The 15,430-nt window shown below is 70.9% G+C and carries 9 protein-coding genes and 1 pseudogene; 4 read left to right on the top strand and 6 right to left on the bottom strand.

The genetic code is table 11. The features are described 5' to 3' along the window. Positions 1–151: 151 nt before the first annotated feature. On the bottom strand, positions 152–829 hold the full coding sequence (locus tag ACFWXC_RS38850; protein ID WP_384486446.1) for a hypothetical protein: 678 nt from the start codon (positions 827–829) through the stop codon (positions 152–154). A gap of 2 nt (positions 830–831) precedes the next feature. Then, on the bottom strand, positions 832–5,622 hold the full coding sequence (locus tag ACFWXC_RS38845) for an RNase A-like domain-containing protein (protein ID WP_384486444.1): 4,791 nt from the start codon (positions 5,620–5,622) through the stop codon (positions 832–834). Between the two features lie 843 nt (positions 5,623–6,465). On the opposite strand from ACFWXC_RS38845, the gene ACFWXC_RS38840 reads away from it, so the two are divergent. Both ACFWXC_RS38840 and ACFWXC_RS38835 read left to right on the top strand, forming a co-directional pair. Continuing rightward, positions 6,466–6,924, top strand: coding sequence for a hypothetical protein (locus ACFWXC_RS38840; protein ID WP_384486442.1), 459 nt, complete (start codon positions 6,466–6,468; stop codon positions 6,922–6,924). Further along, positions 6,921–9,551, top strand: coding sequence for a hypothetical protein (locus ACFWXC_RS38835; RefSeq protein WP_384486440.1), 2,631 nt, complete (start codon positions 6,921–6,923; stop codon positions 9,549–9,551). Before ACFWXC_RS38840 ends, ACFWXC_RS38835 begins: the two co-directional genes overlap by 4 nt. Before the next feature lie 18 nt (positions 9,552–9,569). Here ACFWXC_RS38835 and ACFWXC_RS38830 read toward each other — a convergent pair whose 3' ends face one another. Further along, on the bottom strand, positions 9,570–10,472 hold the full coding sequence (locus ACFWXC_RS38830; RefSeq protein WP_384486438.1) for a LysR family transcriptional regulator: 903 nt from the start codon (positions 10,470–10,472) through the stop codon (positions 9,570–9,572). Between the two features lie 167 nt (positions 10,473–10,639). Between ACFWXC_RS38830 and ACFWXC_RS38825 the strand changes: the two genes are divergently transcribed. After that, on the top strand, positions 10,640–12,136 hold the full coding sequence (locus ACFWXC_RS38825; RefSeq protein WP_384486436.1) for an MFS transporter: 1,497 nt from the start codon (positions 10,640–10,642) through the stop codon (positions 12,134–12,136). A 146-nt stretch (positions 12,137–12,282) separates the two neighbouring features. Here the strand turns inward: ACFWXC_RS38825 and ACFWXC_RS38820 are convergent, their stop codons facing one another. From ACFWXC_RS38820 to ACFWXC_RS38810, 3 genes are all read right to left on the bottom strand, one after another. After that, positions 12,283–12,558 (bottom strand): hypothetical protein, encoded by a 276-nt coding sequence (locus ACFWXC_RS38820; RefSeq protein WP_384486434.1) that lies wholly within the window; start codon positions 12,556–12,558, stop codon positions 12,283–12,285. Between the two features lie 141 nt (positions 12,559–12,699). Then, positions 12,700–13,149: a class I adenylate-forming enzyme family protein gene (locus ACFWXC_RS38815; RefSeq protein ID WP_384486432.1), complete on the bottom strand. Its 450-nt coding sequence runs from the start codon at positions 13,147–13,149 to the stop codon at positions 12,700–12,702. Then, positions 13,122–14,888 carry a GAF domain-containing protein gene (locus ACFWXC_RS38810; protein ID WP_384486429.1) on the bottom strand — a complete coding sequence of 589 codons (1,767 nt, stop codon included), beginning with the start codon at positions 14,886–14,888 and terminating at the stop codon, positions 13,122–13,124. Before ACFWXC_RS38810 ends, ACFWXC_RS38815 begins: the two co-directional genes overlap by 28 nt. 177 nt (positions 14,889–15,065) lie before the next feature. On the opposite strand from ACFWXC_RS38810, the pseudogene ACFWXC_RS38805 reads away from it, so the two are divergent. Further along, positions 15,066–15,365: pseudogene (locus tag ACFWXC_RS38805) on the top strand (PEP/pyruvate-binding domain-containing protein); the annotation flags it as partial. Between the last annotated feature and the right edge of the window lie 65 nt (positions 15,366–15,430).

Raw genomic sequence — 15,430 nt, 5'->3', positions numbered from 1 at the left:
GATGTCCGCGCCGGTGTTGCCGCTGGTCAGGTGCAGTCCCCGCAGGGGTGAGGTGGCACTGAGCGCCGGGGCCCCGGTACGGCTGGTTGCCGTACCGGGGCCCCGGGACACACGGTGGCCTGCTCACCACCTGCCTTGCCGCGAGCTGTGCCTAGGGCACGGCCGGGACAACGTGGAGGTAGCCTTCCTCGACCAGGTCCGGGTAGCCGAACCGTTCGCCGACCGCGAGGAACGCCTGGTGATCACGCGGGCCGACGGGCAGGGCCGAGGCCTTGAGCACCCGCAGAAAGAGCCGGAAACCCAGGTCCGCGTCGACGCTCTCGACGACCTCGGTCAGAGCGGGCACCAGGCCGGGGATCGTGGGAGGCCAGACGCGGTTCTCCGTCGCGGCCGCCAGCCGGGGCGCCACGCCGTCGATGGCTTCCAGGACCGCCGCACGCAGACCCGGATCGGACGGCGGTGCAGGCGGAGGCGGGACGAAGCCCGGGTCCGCCAGCCGTTCGGCGTCCAGCCACGCCGCCTCGATGCCGGCCAGCCAGTCCCGCATGCTCTCCTTGTCCCAGTCGGGATCGAAGGCAGAGTCAGCGCCGCCGACCCACACCATGCGCAGCACCGCGTCGTCGAGAGGCGACTCCAGCAGCCGTCGTACGTCCCGGCCGAGCAGGGTGTGGCCCGGCGCGGGAACGTCGGTCACCGAACGGGCAGCGATCATGAGCAGGGCGCCCTTGCGGCTGCTCTCCACGAGGCAGTCCAGTTCCGCCACGGTCAGGGTCTGCTCCAGGCCGTCGCACTGCATGGACAGCCAGGAGAGCCCGAATTCCGCCGTCATGATCACCTCTCCGGATACGCGGTGTAGACGACCCACTTCGTCGAGTGGCCCGGGGTCTTGCCAATGTATTTCAGGGTGACGACCACCTTGGTCCCGGCGGCCGCCCCCTGGACGCCGTCGCGTACCCAGACCTTCCCCAGCGAGGGGCCCATGTCCCGGACGTCCCAGGTGAACGTCTTCGGTTCCAGCAGTTGATTCTTCGCCTTGCGCTGCGCCTGCCTGGTCGCCCAGTTCTGCAGCGTCACGGCGTTCCTCTCCGACCAGGCGGTGACGGCCTTGCTGACCGCTTCGGCGGCCGTAGCCTCGTCGGTCCACCGGGTGGCGACACCGTTCTTCTCGGATACCGCCTTGGCCGCCATCTGCTCGTCCGTCTTGTTGACGTGGTCCGTGATGGTGTGCGCACCGCCCAGACCCTCGTCCCCGATGATGTCGGTGCAGTTGTGGACGAGGATGTCCCGGGACCGGGATCCGTCGGCACGGACGTAGAAGGTGTGCGTGCCTTGGACGGTGAGGTCGTACACCTCGCGAGGCGCCAGGACGGCGTGCTCACGCAGGGCGGTCACCGGGCTGAGTGAACCGTCGGGAGCCCTGAGCAGATCCCCGACGCGCAGGTCCGACACCGCCGTCCAGCCACGGCCGTCGACGTAGAAGCGGTGGCCTGTCGTGCTGGTGACCAGCGCGCCGCCGACGGTGACGTCCGTGAGCGCGGAGGTGTCGTGCCGGTGGGTCGAGATCACCGGTTCGGTGACGGTCCGGCCGGTGAACGGATCCGTGGTGCGGAGAAGATCGCCGCTGCGGACCGCGTGGATGCTCTTGACGGAGCCGTCGGCCAGCACCACGCCCGTGCCCGCCGGGAAGCTGTCCTTGGTGCAGACCGAGATGACGTCTTCGAGTTCTTCGACGGCGTCCTCGATGTGCTTCAGCGTCGAGGGGTCGAGGCCGTCGATGACCTTCAGGGCGTCGAACGCGTCCCGGATGCCGACGCCGGTCTGCATCGCCGCGTCGAGGGCACGGAACCCTTCGGCGATCTTCTCGAGAGTCTTGCCGGGGACGAAGTTGGAGGCGGCCCAGGCGCAGCCGCTGGCACTGCCGTGCCAGCAGTCCACGAAGTCCTGGATCAGGATCTCCTTGCCGACGGTCTGGTAGGTGTTCAGCAGGCCCTTGAGGATGTCGAGCTGGGTGAAGGTCTTGGTGTCGTCCTTCGTCAGGCCCTTGAGCTGCTCCGTCTTGAGGAACAGGGTGTCCTCGTCGGGGCAGCCGGCCGCGGTCGCCGGCACGTCGGGATTGACGCACAGGTAGAAGTCGACCGAGACGTCGAACGTGTAGGTGAAGGTCACCGTGCAGCTGGTGCCGAAGCCCGGTGGGATCTCACAGGGCTTGTCCTGCTTGACGTCCGTGACCTTGAGGGTGTCCTTGTCGATGACGTAGAAGGTGCCGCCGATGCCCGTTCCGGCGCCGGAGCCGACCTGCTGGTTGGCCTGCGCGTTGGCTGCTTCCGTGGCCGCCTGCTGGGCGGATTCGGCGTACTTCTGGGCGTCCTTGGCGGCTTCTTCGGCGGCGGTGGCCTGGGCGTCGGCGTCCTTGGCGGCGGCCCGGGCGTCCGCGGCGGCCTGTTCCGCCTGGCTGGCGGCGGCGCGGGCGGCTTCGGCGTCGAGGGCGGCGGCGTCGGCGGAGTCGCGGGCCTGCTCGGCGTAGCCGTCGGCGCGGCCGGCGGCGTCGTCGGCGGCCTGGGCATCGGCGGTGGCCTGGTTGTCGTAGGCGATGGTGCGGGCGAGGGACTGGGAGGCCTGGGAGGCGTATCCGGCGGCTTCGGCGGAGTAGTCCAGGGCCTCCTTGGCGGACTTGCGGGCGTCGGCGGCGTATCCGGCGGCCTCGGCGGCCAGGGTGTACGCGGCCTTGGCGTCGCCGGTGGCCGCGTTGGCGGTGCTCGCTGCCTGGGCGGCGGCCTCCTGGGCGTTCTGGGCGTGGGCCTCGGCGACGGCCTGCTGCTGCTCGGCGATCGTCTTGGCGGACTGCCCGGTCAGTACGGCGAGGCCGGCGGCGGAGTCGGTGGTGACGTAGGGGGCGCCGAGCTGGACGGCGTCGTTGGCGGGAGCGGCCACCTGGAGGGCGGCGTTCCCGGCGTCGACGGCGGCCTGGGAGGCGGCGTAGGCGTGTCCGGAGGCGACGTTGGCGCCGGCGATCGCGGTCACGGCGGCCGCGTTGGCCGCGTCGGCCTGTGACTTGGCGTCGGCGGCGTGCGCCTGTGCCTCGTCGGCGAGTTTCACCGCGGCGCTCGCGGCGGTGGCGGCCGTCTTGGACGCGGCGATGGCGTCGGCCGCGGCGCTGGTCGCGGTGGCGACGGCGGCGTCCGCGTCCTCCTTGGCGGCCTTCGCGGCGTCGGCGGCGGCGTGGGCCCGCTTGGCAGCGGCCTCCGCTCGGGTGGCGGCCGCGTCGGCGTCGGCCGCGGCCTGGGTGGCCGCGTCCGCCTCCGAACGAGCCGAGCCGGCTGCGCTCTCCGCGTCGTCGGCCGCGGCGTCCGCGGCGTCCGCGGCCTGCCGGGAGGCCTGGGCCTGGTCGTCGGACTCGTGTGCCGCTGCGTAGGACTCCTTGGCGTACGACTTCGCGCGGGCGGCGTCCGCCTTCTGCTTGGCGTCCCAGGCCTTGTCGCGCAGGTCCTTCGCGTTGTCGGAGGCGGTCTCGGCGGCCTGCCGCTTCTCGGTGGCGGTGGCGTCGGCCGCCTCGGCCCTGTCCTTGGCGTCCTCCGCCTGGCCCGCGTACTCCTGGGCGTTGGTCTTGTGCTCGGCGGCCTCCGCCTGCTTCTGGGCGGCGGTCTCCTTCTCCGCCTTCGCGGTGGCCTCTTCGGCCTCCGCGTCCAGCCGGCGGGCGTGCGCGGTGGCCGCGGCGGCCTTCGCGTCCGCCTCCGCCTGCGTGGCCACGGCCAGCTTGGCCTTGGCGGTGTCCCGGGCGGCCTTGGCGTTGCCGGCCTGGACCGCGGCGGCGTCGGCGGCGGCCTTCGCCTGTTCCTTCGCCGCCTCGGCGGCCGCGTTGCGGAACGCCGCCGTCGAGGCTGCGGCCTGGGTCACGGCGCGGGCGGCGATGGTCGCGCTGTCCGCCGCGGACGCCTTGGTCGCCGAGAGCGCGGTCTGGGCGGCGGCCTGCATCGCGTTGATCGCGGCCGACGACGCCTTGGTCACCTGCGCCTTCTGCAGACCGACCAGCAGACCCCGGCCACGGGGTGCGCCCGCCTGGTCGGCGATCGCGTAGGCGGCGTTGAGAGAGGTGTCGGTGCCGGTGACAGCGGAGGTGGCGGCCTGTGCCTGCTTCTGGATCAGCGTCAGCTGGGTCTGCGCGGCGGACTGGGCGGCGGCGATGCCCTTGGTGGCCTGGGTGAACTGGGCCGTGGTCGGGTAGTCGAGGTCGCCGGTGCCGTTGTGCCCGGCAGGGACGATGTCCAGCTTCTGGAAGGCACCGCCGGTGCAGGTCGCCAGGGTGGCGTCCTGGCTGTTGGTGTAGGACGCCAGGTTCAGGCACTTGCCGTTGCCGAGGTTCGTCAGCGGCGTGGTGGCGTGCGGGTTGTACTTCCACCGGTTGGCACTGGTACTGCTGACGGTGCAGGCTCCCTGCACCATCGCCGTGCCGTCCGCGCTCGCGGACCCCTTCGGCATCAGGCACTTGCCGGAGTTGACGTTGACCAGCGTGTCCCCGGAGATCCGCCACTGCTGGCCGGCGCCGCCGTTGCAGGTGTAGATCTGCACGATGGCGGCGTTGGCGGTCGAATTCCCGCCGACCTCAAGGCACTTGTCGGAGGACCCGTGGACGTGGATGGCCATCGGGCTGTCGCCGATCCAGCCGACGCCCCCCGCGGACCAGTAGTCCTGCCAGCGGGCCAGGTGGTCGGCGATCCAGGACTGGCCGAGCATCTCACCGAGCGCCTGCGCGGTCGTGGTGAGCGCCTTGGTGGCGGCGGTGCTGGCGTCGAGGATCTGGTTGCGCTGGACGGCCTGGGCGGCCAGTTCCTGCTGCCACTCCGCCGAGGCGGTGGCGACCTCCTGCCCCAGGACCTTGTTCGGGTCGATCGGATTGCGCCAGGCGCAGGCCGCGAACCGGGCCTTCAGGTCCTCGACGGCGATCCGGAACTCCAGGCTGCCCGGTTCGGCGGCGGTACGCGGGAAACCGCCGGAGGACAGGAACATCCGGGCGTCGTCGGCACCGGTCCCGTCGAAGCCGTTGACCAGTTCGTCGAACGCCTGGTGCTCGGCGTACGCCTGCTGCCAGTCCTGCCCGGGCAGCGACGGATCGAGGTTCCCGTACAGGGGTGTTCCCAGATCCTTCACCGCCTGGACGGTGGCGTCGTCGGCCTGCGCGGTGGGGTCCTCGTAGAGGTCGTCCTCGGACTTCCACCACTGCTCGCCGAGCCACTTCCCGTAGCCCACCTGATCGAAGAAGTTGTCGGTGGTGGCGGGGACGCCCGGCGGCCAGTAGAACTCGGCGTTGGTGGCGAAGTTGGCCGGGAAGGACAGGCCGTTGAGCGGTGTCTGCCAGGCCGCGAGCCGGGTGGGCAGCACATCGCTCGCCGCGTCGATGGCGTCCCGGTCCTGCTGGAACGCGGTCGACAGCGGAGTGTCGTTCCAGTACTGGCGGTCGGCGGCGGTGTGCAGCTGATCTGCGGTCTGGTTCAGCGCGTTCTTTGCCAGCGGCACCGTGGAGGTGCCGCCGACCCGCAGCGCGTCGGCCATCAGGCACTGGTCCTGGCGCAGTTGCTCGGCCGCCGCGGCGTCGAACCCGTCGTAGCTGTCCGCCACGTTCGTCATGGCAGGCTGCGTCGGTGCGGGCCGGCCACCCAGCAGTCCCCCGAGAACCGCGGTGATGACGAGCAGCGGGACGACAGAGCCGTTGACGCGGCGTCGCCGCGCGAGCCGGCTACCGGGTGAGGCACCCGAAGTCAGCTCCGGTTCGGCTGCCGGAGAGCGGTGGAAAGGTCTGTACGGACGTCTGAATCGCAAGGAAGTGTCCTTCTCCATGACGGAGGCGGACAAGAGGCCCCTTCAGGCGCGGAGACCTCTCCCCGTCACCCACCCGGCCTCCAGGGCGCGCGAGACCGACACGTGTCACGGCATGACGAAATCCCCCGCCTGCGGCAACAAGCCCCCCGTCGCCCACTTGGCAACCCAGGAGGGTTCTGCCGCAGCTGAACCCTGAACCAAGGCATTGATCATGGTCACGACATGACGTGTAGCCCAGGTGAACGAAAAATGACCAAGGGGAAACCAAAGGACAGCTTGCAGGTACTGGTTCTGCCCTGACCGGCTCTTTCCGTCACCATGCCGGCTTCACACCACTCCGCCGCGTGGGCTGCCCGCTCGGCAGGCGCCGGATCGACTGCGTGCGGTCGGCCGGGGCCCGGCATCCGATCCGATGCCGCGGGTGTTGCGGCGCACCAACGGCAAGCTGGGCATCAATGCCGCCGTTCGTGAGGGGAACGAGGGTGATCCGTTGCTGTCGCCACCGGCGGAGCTGCGCGTGGCTTCGTCGTGTATCCGGCCCGGTCCTGACGGGGTGTCACAGATCGCTGCCCGTCGAAGGTGCTGGGATGCGTGGTGACAACTGGGTATAGGTTTTCGTGTGTCGGAGCAACGGAGGGGGCGGTCCGAGCAATGGATCCTGTGTCGCTTGTCGTCGCGGCGGTGGTGGCCGGTGCGACGGCCGGGCTGAAGGAGCAGGCGCAGTCGGCCGTGCGCGATGCCTACCTGGGGTTGAAGAACCTGATCGTGCGGCGGCACGGCGTCGAGGTCGGCGCGGTGGAGCGGCAGCCCGACGCGGAGGCCGAGCAGGAGTCGTTGCGGGAGCATCTGTCCGCTGCCGGCGTCGGCGACGACCTCTCGGTGCTCGCGGCGGCGCACGAGGTGGTCAAGGCCGTACGTGAGCACGACGCGGCCGCCGCGAGGGCGGTCGGTGTCGACCTGAAGGACGTCGATGCCGAGCTCATCAGGGTCGTCAACGTGAAGGTTCGCGGCGACGCGACCGGCGTCGGCCTCGAGCGCGTGAGGACGCGGGGCGGCATCGTCATCGCGGGCGTCGATGTCGACGGAGGTGACTCTCCCGCCCACCCTTGACAGCGGCCGGTCCGGCCCCGTTCGCCACACCCTCACTGGGGTTTCGCGACATCGAGGCCGGCCGCGACATCATCGTCACCGTTCACCAGCAGTTCGCGGCGCCGCCGGTGCGGCCGGAGGAGAGCTGGCCCAAGCGGGTCGGAGCGGTGCCGCCGGCGGCTGAATGCTTCCTGGAGCCGGCCGCCGCGCCGGACCTGGACGCCGGTGGGGCCGTGGTGCTGGCCGGGTACCGCGGTATGGGGAAGACCCAGCTGGCCGCCTGGCACGCCGAGCGGCTGTGGAAGCAGGGTGAGCTCGACCTGCTGGTGTGGATCACCGCGGGCTCGCGGGACGCGATCCGGCTCGGCTACCTCGCTGCGGCAAAGGCGCTGAACCTAGAAGCCGCGGGCGACGCGGCGGTCAAAGGCTTCCTGGCCTGGTTGACCGAGACCTCCCGGCGCTGGCTGATCGTGTTCGACGATCTGTCCACGGCGGACGACCTGCGTGACCTGTGGCCGCCCCGGCACGCATCGGGGCGGACCGTGGTGACCGCCGGCCTCAAGGACTCCGATGAGTTCGGCGAGGGCGTGCACGTGGCGTACGTGGGTGGGTTCGACGAGCGGGAAGCCGTGGAGTACCTGCGCGAACGGCAGGCGGGAAGTCCACAGCGGACCGAGGGCGCGGCGGAACTCGCGCGTGAGCTGAATGGATTCCCCTTGGTGCTGGCGCACGCCGCGAACTACGTGGCGAGCCGCGACACGACGTACGCCGAATACCATCGCCTGTGGTCGGCCCGCTACGAGCAGGTCACCTCCCGGCACAGCCGGCTCGCGGATACCCATATGCCGCTGCGGCCCGACTTCGTATTCCACATCGGCGTGGTGACCACGTGTTCGTTGTCGCTCGACCTCGCGAGCGGGCTGACCCGTCCGGTGCTGGACCTGGCCTCGCTGGTGGACGGCGGTGTCATTCCCCTGGAGTTCTTCGGGACCTCGGCCGTCGCGCGGCACCTCACCGCCAGTCAGGGCAGAACCGTCGACGCGAACGACGTCCGAAGCGCGCTGGCCCAGGCGCACCGCTTGGGCCTCGTCACGATCGACGCGCACCGGAAGCTCCGGCTGGACCCCTGGATGCGACGCGTCCTCCTGGAGTACCTGGAGCTCACCGTCCTCGCCGAGCGGGACAGGAACACGCCGAACGACTGGACCTCACCGAGGCCCGACCCGCCCGACATGGGTGAGCGCGCGGCAGGCGACGCCCTGGTGGAAGCCTGGCCGGACGCCCACAGCGACCCCGTGGGCAACCAGGCGTTCTTCGCGGCCGCGATCGCACTGCGCGGCTGGGCCGACGACCACTTCTGGAGTTACGGCGGGCACCCGGTGCAGACCCGGGCCGGAACGGCGCTCAAGGACGCCGGCCTGCTCGACCCCGCCGCCGTCTACTTCCAGTACCTGCACGGGATGGCGCGACGCCGGCTGGGCGAGGACCACCATGAGACCCGGAACATCCGCGGCCACCTCGTGACCGTGCGCAGCCTGATCGTGCGCGGTGAAGCCACCGAACTCGAGGAACAGCTGGCGGAACAGACCCGGACGCTGGGTCCCCACCACCGGGACACCCTGGCCACCCGCAGCAAGGTGGCGTTCGCCCACGCCTCGGCCACACCGGGCGATCACGGCAGCGCGGAAGGACTCGAGAACGTCCTCGCCGACCAGCAGCGAGTGCTGGGCCGCAACCACCAGGACACGCTGCTCACCCGCTACTACCTCGGCTACCTGCGGGTGCTCGCGGGCAACGTCAAGAACGGGATGAGCGAACTCAAGAAGGTACTGAAGGACCAGCGGCGGAAGTTGGGTTTCGACCACGTCGACACGCTGTTCACGCGACAGACGGTCGCCGAGCTGCGCATGGCCCAGGACGACACGGCGGGTCTCGACAAGGTCCTCGCCGAGTTGATCGAGGACCAGAAGCGGGTACTCGGCCGTAACAGCCAGCAGGCTCTGATCACCCGGCACAACCGCGCGGTCATCCGCATCGGAGGCGCCGACACGGCCCAAGCCGCGACAGAGCTGGAAGAAGTGCTCGCGGATTTCACGAGGGTGTACGGCGCGGACCATCGCGAGACGTTGGCGGTACGGCGAAACCTCGCCTCCGCGTACAGCGAACTCGGCGACGATGTGGGCGCGCTGGCCGAGCTGGAACTCACGATGAACTACGCGAACCGCGTGTTCTCACCCGACGACAAGGACTTCAAGAGCACCAGTGATCTGCTCAGCCACTATCGGCACCGCGCCTACTGGCAGGTGATGGACGAGTACGAGCGGGAATGGCGCTCCGATTCGTACCATCTGTCGCAGCTGAAGGGCATGATCAGCTCCCAGTATTCCCGCAACGAGACCGGCGCGATGGTGAGCTTGTGGAGATCCCTGTCGAGCGAGCAGATGGCGCCGAAGGACGCGGAGGGCACCCTGTCGATCCGCCGCATCGCGGCCTGCTGGCGCGGGCTGGGCGGCGACGCCGCGGGTGCGGTGGCGGAGCTGGAGCAGATCCTGGACGGCTGCATGGCGGCGTTGGGGGCTGAGCACCTGATCACCCGGTTCACCCGCCGCAACCTCGCCTTCTGGCGGGCGCGTGCCGGGCGTTCCTGAACAAGCCGGGCGTTGCGGTCAGCTGCCCGCGGGGTGGACACGCAGCAGCTGATCGGCGAACCGCCGTGCTGCCGGGCTGGTCTCGCCCACCGAGGGCAGCATCAGGTAGATGTGCCTTTCCAGGCGCACGCCCTCGACCGCGATGAGCCGCAGAACGCTGTCCGGTGCGGTCAGCACCGGGTACTGCAGGCCGACCGGAGCGAAGCCGACACCGACGCCTGCGCCGACCAGCTCGAGGAACAGTTCCCAGTCGCCGACCTCACAGACGACGCGGCGCTGGATTCCCTCGCCGGCGAACGCGGCGTCACTCAACAGGCGGGCCGTCCAGCCTGAGGGGACCTCGACGAACCGCTCGTCGGCGAGTTGCCGCACGTTGACCTCAGCCAGCTCCGCCAGGCGGTGATCGGCGCGGCAGACGAGGTGCAGCGGCTCTCCTGCCAGGCGAGTCATCCGGACGCCCGGGACCTGGGTGACCGCGGGTCCGATCACGCAGTCCAGTTCTCCCCTCTCGAGCATCGAGATCATCGTCAGCGCGGGCGCGTACCGCAGGCGCAGGTCGATGCCGGGATGATCGCGGGTGAACTCGCCGAGATAGGAGGCGAACGGCACCAGATGCTGAGCGGAGAGCGAGACGCCGAGACGCAGTGTGCCGATGAGCACGTCATGGGTGTGGCGAACGGCCTGTTCCGCCTGCGCGGCGCTGGTCACGGTCCGGCGGGCCGGGCCCACCAGAGCCTCGCCGGCCGCGGTGAGCCGGACGGGCCTGGTCCCGCGGACGTAGAGGGGCGTACCGAGTTCGCGTTCGAGGGCCTGGAGCGAGTTCGACAGACCTGACTGCACGATGAGCTCGCGCTTGGCCGCGCGGGTGATGCTGCGTTCCTCGACCAACGCCAGGAAGTGACGCAGCTGTCTGAGTTCCATCGGCCACCGCCTCCCGGCCTGGATGACAGTGCATCCGGACAGTGTCATCTGTCAGGCAGATGCAGTGTATCTGTGCGCACTGCCGCCGGACCGCCATCGAAGTCCTGACGGGCGTGGTTGACGCCGACGAACCAGTGAGGAACACAGTCAGGACAGGAGAGTTGCCCATGGCGGACCACTCGACGAATGGCACCGCGCCACGGCACGCTGCGCGCGGCGCGCGGCGGGCCGCGTCTGTCATCCCGCTGATCTGCGCCGCCCAGTTCGTACTGCAGCTGGACTTCAGCATCGTGAACGTGGCGCTGCCGTCGATCCAGCGGGAGCTGAGCATGCCCGCGGCGGAGTTGCAGTGGATCGTCACCGGTTACGCGCTGGCGTTCGGGTCGCTGCTGCTGGCGGGCGGCCGCCTGGCGGACCTGCTCGGCAGGCGGCAGGTGCTGACCGTCGGCCTGGCCCTGTTCGGGATCGCATCGCTGGCCTGCGGGCTCGCGCAGTCGCCGATCATGCTGATCATCGCCCGGATCGTGCAGGGCGTGGCCGGAGCGATGGTCTCCCCGGCCGCGCTGTCGCTGCTGACGACGACCAACGCGGAAGGGGCCGCGCGCAACCGGGCGCTGGCGATCTGGCAGGCCACCACCGCGGCGGGCGCGACTGCCGGGATCGTGGCCGGCGGGCTGCTCACCCAGTACTTCGGCTGGCGGGCGGTGTTCCTGATCAACCCGCCGGTCATCGCCCTCATGCTCGCGCTGGTCCCGCGGCTGCCGGCCGGGAAGCGGTCCGGCGGCCGCGGCAGCGTCGATGTGCGCGGAGCGTTGCTGGTGACCACCGGTATCGCGGCGCTGATCTTCGGGCTCAGCAGCGGGCAGCAGCACGGCTTCACCGCGCCCGCCACCCTCGTCGCTCTCGCCCTGGCGGTGCTTCTGACCACGGGCTTCGTGTTCGCCGAAAAGCGGTCGGCGGCCCCGATGCTGCCCCTGTCGATCCTGGCGGAGCCGGCCCGGCGGGCCGCGATCGCGGCCATGCTGCTGATCGGCGCCATCCTCGCCGGCTACGTCTACTTCGCGTCGCTCTACCTGCAGAAGGTGCTGGGGTTCAGCCCGGTGGCTACCGGCCTGGCGCTGGTCCCGTCGACCGTCACCGTCGTGCTCGTCTCCACCCTCGGTACCCGCCGGCTGCTGGCCCGGTTCAGCACCAAGGCCGTCCTGCTGGCCGGGCTGGCCTGTATGGGCGCCGGGCAGTTGTGGCTCGCCCAGATCACCGCCGGGGCCGGCTACCCCGGTGCGGTGCTGCCCGGCCTGGTACTGACCGCGGCCGGGGTCGGGCTCGCACTGCCGACCGCGTCGATCGCGATCACCAGCGGAGTCCGCGCCGGCGACCAGGGACTGGCCGGGGCCCTGTTCACCACCAGCCAGCAGACCGGCGCCGCGGTCGGCCTCGCGATCCTCGCCACCGCCGCCGCGACCACCTCCGGCCACAGCGGCTCTCTGGTGGACGGCTACCGCCTGTCATTCCTCATCGCGACCGGTCTCGCGGTCCTCGCCGCGATCATCGTCGCGCTCCAGCTCAGCTCGAAATCCCACCGCGTCGACCCCGAGCACCAGCAGACCGGCCCCGACGGACCGCCCGCCGCGCCGACCGCCCCGACGCAGCTCGGCAAGAGGTGACAGGTCCTCCGGGGGGCTGACCGAACGGGTACGGAACCGACCGACCGCCCGGCTGGTGCAGAGCGGGAGCCTGACGACAGCCCCACGGATGTGGTCACCGCGGTGCGCCGCACACACGCTCCGGAAGCGGCGCGCTCCCCGGGCCTTCAGGCTCCCGGAACCCGGTCCAGGTCGATGGCGGTCCTGGTCGCCCAGCGCGGCTCGGCGACCAGCAGGCTGATGTCCGCCTGTCCGAGGTCGACGTCGACGACGTAGCGGAAACCGGCGGACTCCGCCGCCGTGATCGCGCTCGGCTGCCCGGCCCGTACCGCGTGGACGACGCGGCGGCAGTCGGGGTCCGCTCGCTGTACGGCGGCCGTCAGCGCCTGCAACAGGCGGGGCAGCACGGCGACCGGACATGCGTCGCCGACGCCTACCTCCACGTCGTGCGCGCCGACGGGATAGCTGTCGCGCAGGCGTCCCGCCGGAGAAGGTCGGCCGAGTAACGCGTGCGGGTCTCCCGGACCAGCTCCCACAACGGTTCCAGGGCCGGCACTACGGGAAGTGCGGGTATCGAGATCATGTCAGCCCGCCTCGGTCGCGAGACGTCGTACGGCGGTCTTGTCCAGCTTCCCGGAGGCGTTCCTGGGCACGGCCGGAACAAGGGTGAGTCGCCTGGGGAGCTTGTAGCGGGCCAGGTGGCCGGCCGCGTACTCGCGTACGTCCTCCAAGCTGATCGTCGCGTCCTCGGTAATGGTGATCACGGCCGTGACGGACTCGCCCCACTGCTCGTCGGCGACCCCCACCACGGCGACGTCCACCACGCCCGGCATGGCGGCCAGGACGACTTCCACCTCGGCCGGGTAGACGTTCTCACCGCCGCTGATGATCATGTCCTTGAGGCGGTCGACGATGTAGAGGTAGCCGTCCTCGTCGAGGTGGCCGATGTCGCCCGAGTGGAACCAGCCCTCCTCTGCTGGGAGGGGGAGGCAGGCCCGCGCGCCTGCTACGGCTTCGCCACCGGCACTCGCCACACCAGCGTCGTACCGCCTCCGTCCGGGCAGTCCCACTTCAGCAGGCCGCCGAGTTCCTCCGCCCGCTCCGCCATATTGCGCAGACCGCTACGGCGGCCTTCGGCCGGGATGCCGACGCCGTTGTCCCTGACCGTCAGCACCAGTTCGCGCCCGTCGGTCGTCAGAACGACCTCGGCGCGGTCGGCGCGGGCGTGCCGGGCGACATTGGTCAGGGCCTCGGAGAGAACGGCGACGGCGTGATCGGCGATCTCCTTGGGCACGTCGGTGTCGATCAGCCCCTCCATGCGCACGCTCGGCGCGAATCCGAGCGTCGGGGCCGCCTCGCCGGCCACCCGCACGGCACGGCCCCTGAGCCCGGTGCCGGAGGTGCCCTCGCGGGCCCGCAGCCCGAAGATGGTCGACCTGATGATCTTGATGGTCTCGTCCAGGTCGTCCACGGCCCGCAGCACCCGCTCGGACGCCTCGGTGTGCTCGATGAAGCGCCCGGCACTCTGCAGGGTCATCCCGGTGGCGAACAGCCGCTGGATCGCCAGGTCGTGCAGATCACGCGCGATCCGGTCGCGGTCCTGCAGCACCGCGATCTCCTCGGCGTCCCGCCGCCGCTCCGCCAGCTCCATCGCGATGGCCGCCTGGGCCGCGAAGGCCTGGAGCGGCTCGGTCTCCTTGCCGGTGTACGGCGGCCGACCCGCCTCGCGCGCCAGCAGCACCACGCCGCGCGCACCGGCTTCGCCCCTGCCGATGGGGATGGCCACGGCGGGGCCGAGCCCTCGAAAACGCGGTGGCTCGGGCGAGACACGTTCGTCGTGGCCGACATCGGCGCTGGTCACCACAGCGCCTCGGGAGAACGCCAGTCCCATCAGGGTCTTGTCGAGGGGCAGCACCAGTCCCCGGTGCTCGTCCGCGTCCATGCCGACGGCGATCTCCACGGTGAGCGAGTCGGTGTCCGGCATGGGCGTCGCGACGGCGGCCAGTGCCGAGCCGGTGATCTCCCTTGCCTGCTCGGCGATCAGCCCAAGGGCTTCGGCGATCTCACTGCCGGACATCAGGCTGTGGGTGATCTCCGTGCTCGCCCGCAGCCAGCGCTCGCGCAGCCGTGACTCCTCGTACAGCCGGGCGTTGTCGATCGCCACGCCGGCCGCCACGGCCAGCGTCGACGTCACCGACACGTCGTCCTCGTCGAACTGTGCCCCGCCCCGCTTCTCGGTCAGGTACAGGTTGCCGAAGACCTGGTCGCGTACCCGGATCGGGACGCCCAGGAAGGTGTTCATGGGCGGGTGGTTCGGCGGGAAGCCGTACGAAGCCGGGTGTTCTGAGATCTTCGCCAGGCGCAGTGGCTCCGGGTGGCGGATCAGCTCTCCCAGGATGCCGTGCCCCTCCGGGTACGGCCCGATCGCGGCGATCTGCTCCTCGCTCGCGCCGACCGTGTGGAACGCCGACAGTCGCCTGCCGTCCGGCCCGATCACGCCCAGGGCCGCGTATTCGGCGTCGACCAGTACCGCCGCCGCTTCCACGATGCTGTGCAGGGCCTGCTCCAGGTCCAGCTCCCGGCCGACCGAGAGGACCGCCTCCAGGAGGCTGTGCACCCGGTCGCGGGTGCCGCGCGCTGCGTCCAGCCGCGCCTGCAGCTCTTCGAGCAGCTCGTCCAGCCTGAGCTGCGGCAGCCGTATGCGGGCAGCCTCGGGGCTCTCCACCGTGCTCCTCCCGATCCCGTCGCCTGGTAAACCGGCAGGTCCGGTCATTGCCACCGTAATGGGCGGCGACCGGGCCGGACACCTGGATCGGGTGAAGTCGTCAGCACCCCCCCAGTAGGGCCGATCGGCCCTGCCGAAGGGACGCGCAGCACCTGCCTCCGTGATGCCCCGCCGTTCGACGCCGGGACCGCACCGACACCGCAGTGCGACGGAGGAGACCGCGTCATGGTCCATTACGTGTACGACTTCGCGGAGGGCGGCCGCGAGATGGCCGGCCTGCTCGGCGGCAAGGGCGCGAACCTCGCCGAGATGACCAGGCTGGGGCTGCCGGTCCCGCCCGGGTTCACCGTGTCCACCGAGGCCTGCCGGGCCTTCCTGGCCACCGGCGACGAGCCGGAGGGCATGTCCGAGGAGGTTTCCCGCCATCTGTCCGCGCTGGAGACCGTGGCCAAACGCCGACTGGGACACCCGGACGACCCCCTGCTCTTGTCGGTCCGCTCCGGGGCCCGGTTCTCCATGCCGGGGGGCCCGCGTGCACACGCAGGCGGAGGAGGCCATGCACCGTGCGGACACGGCCCGCAGGTCGGCCG

This window comes from Streptomyces sp. NPDC058683 (assembly GCF_042716195.1).
Classification (GTDB): domain Bacteria; phylum Actinomycetota; class Actinomycetes; order Streptomycetales; family Streptomycetaceae; genus Streptomyces.
The sequence above is the reverse complement of the archived record's forward strand: the minus strand, read 5'-3'. Positions and strand labels throughout refer to the sequence as shown.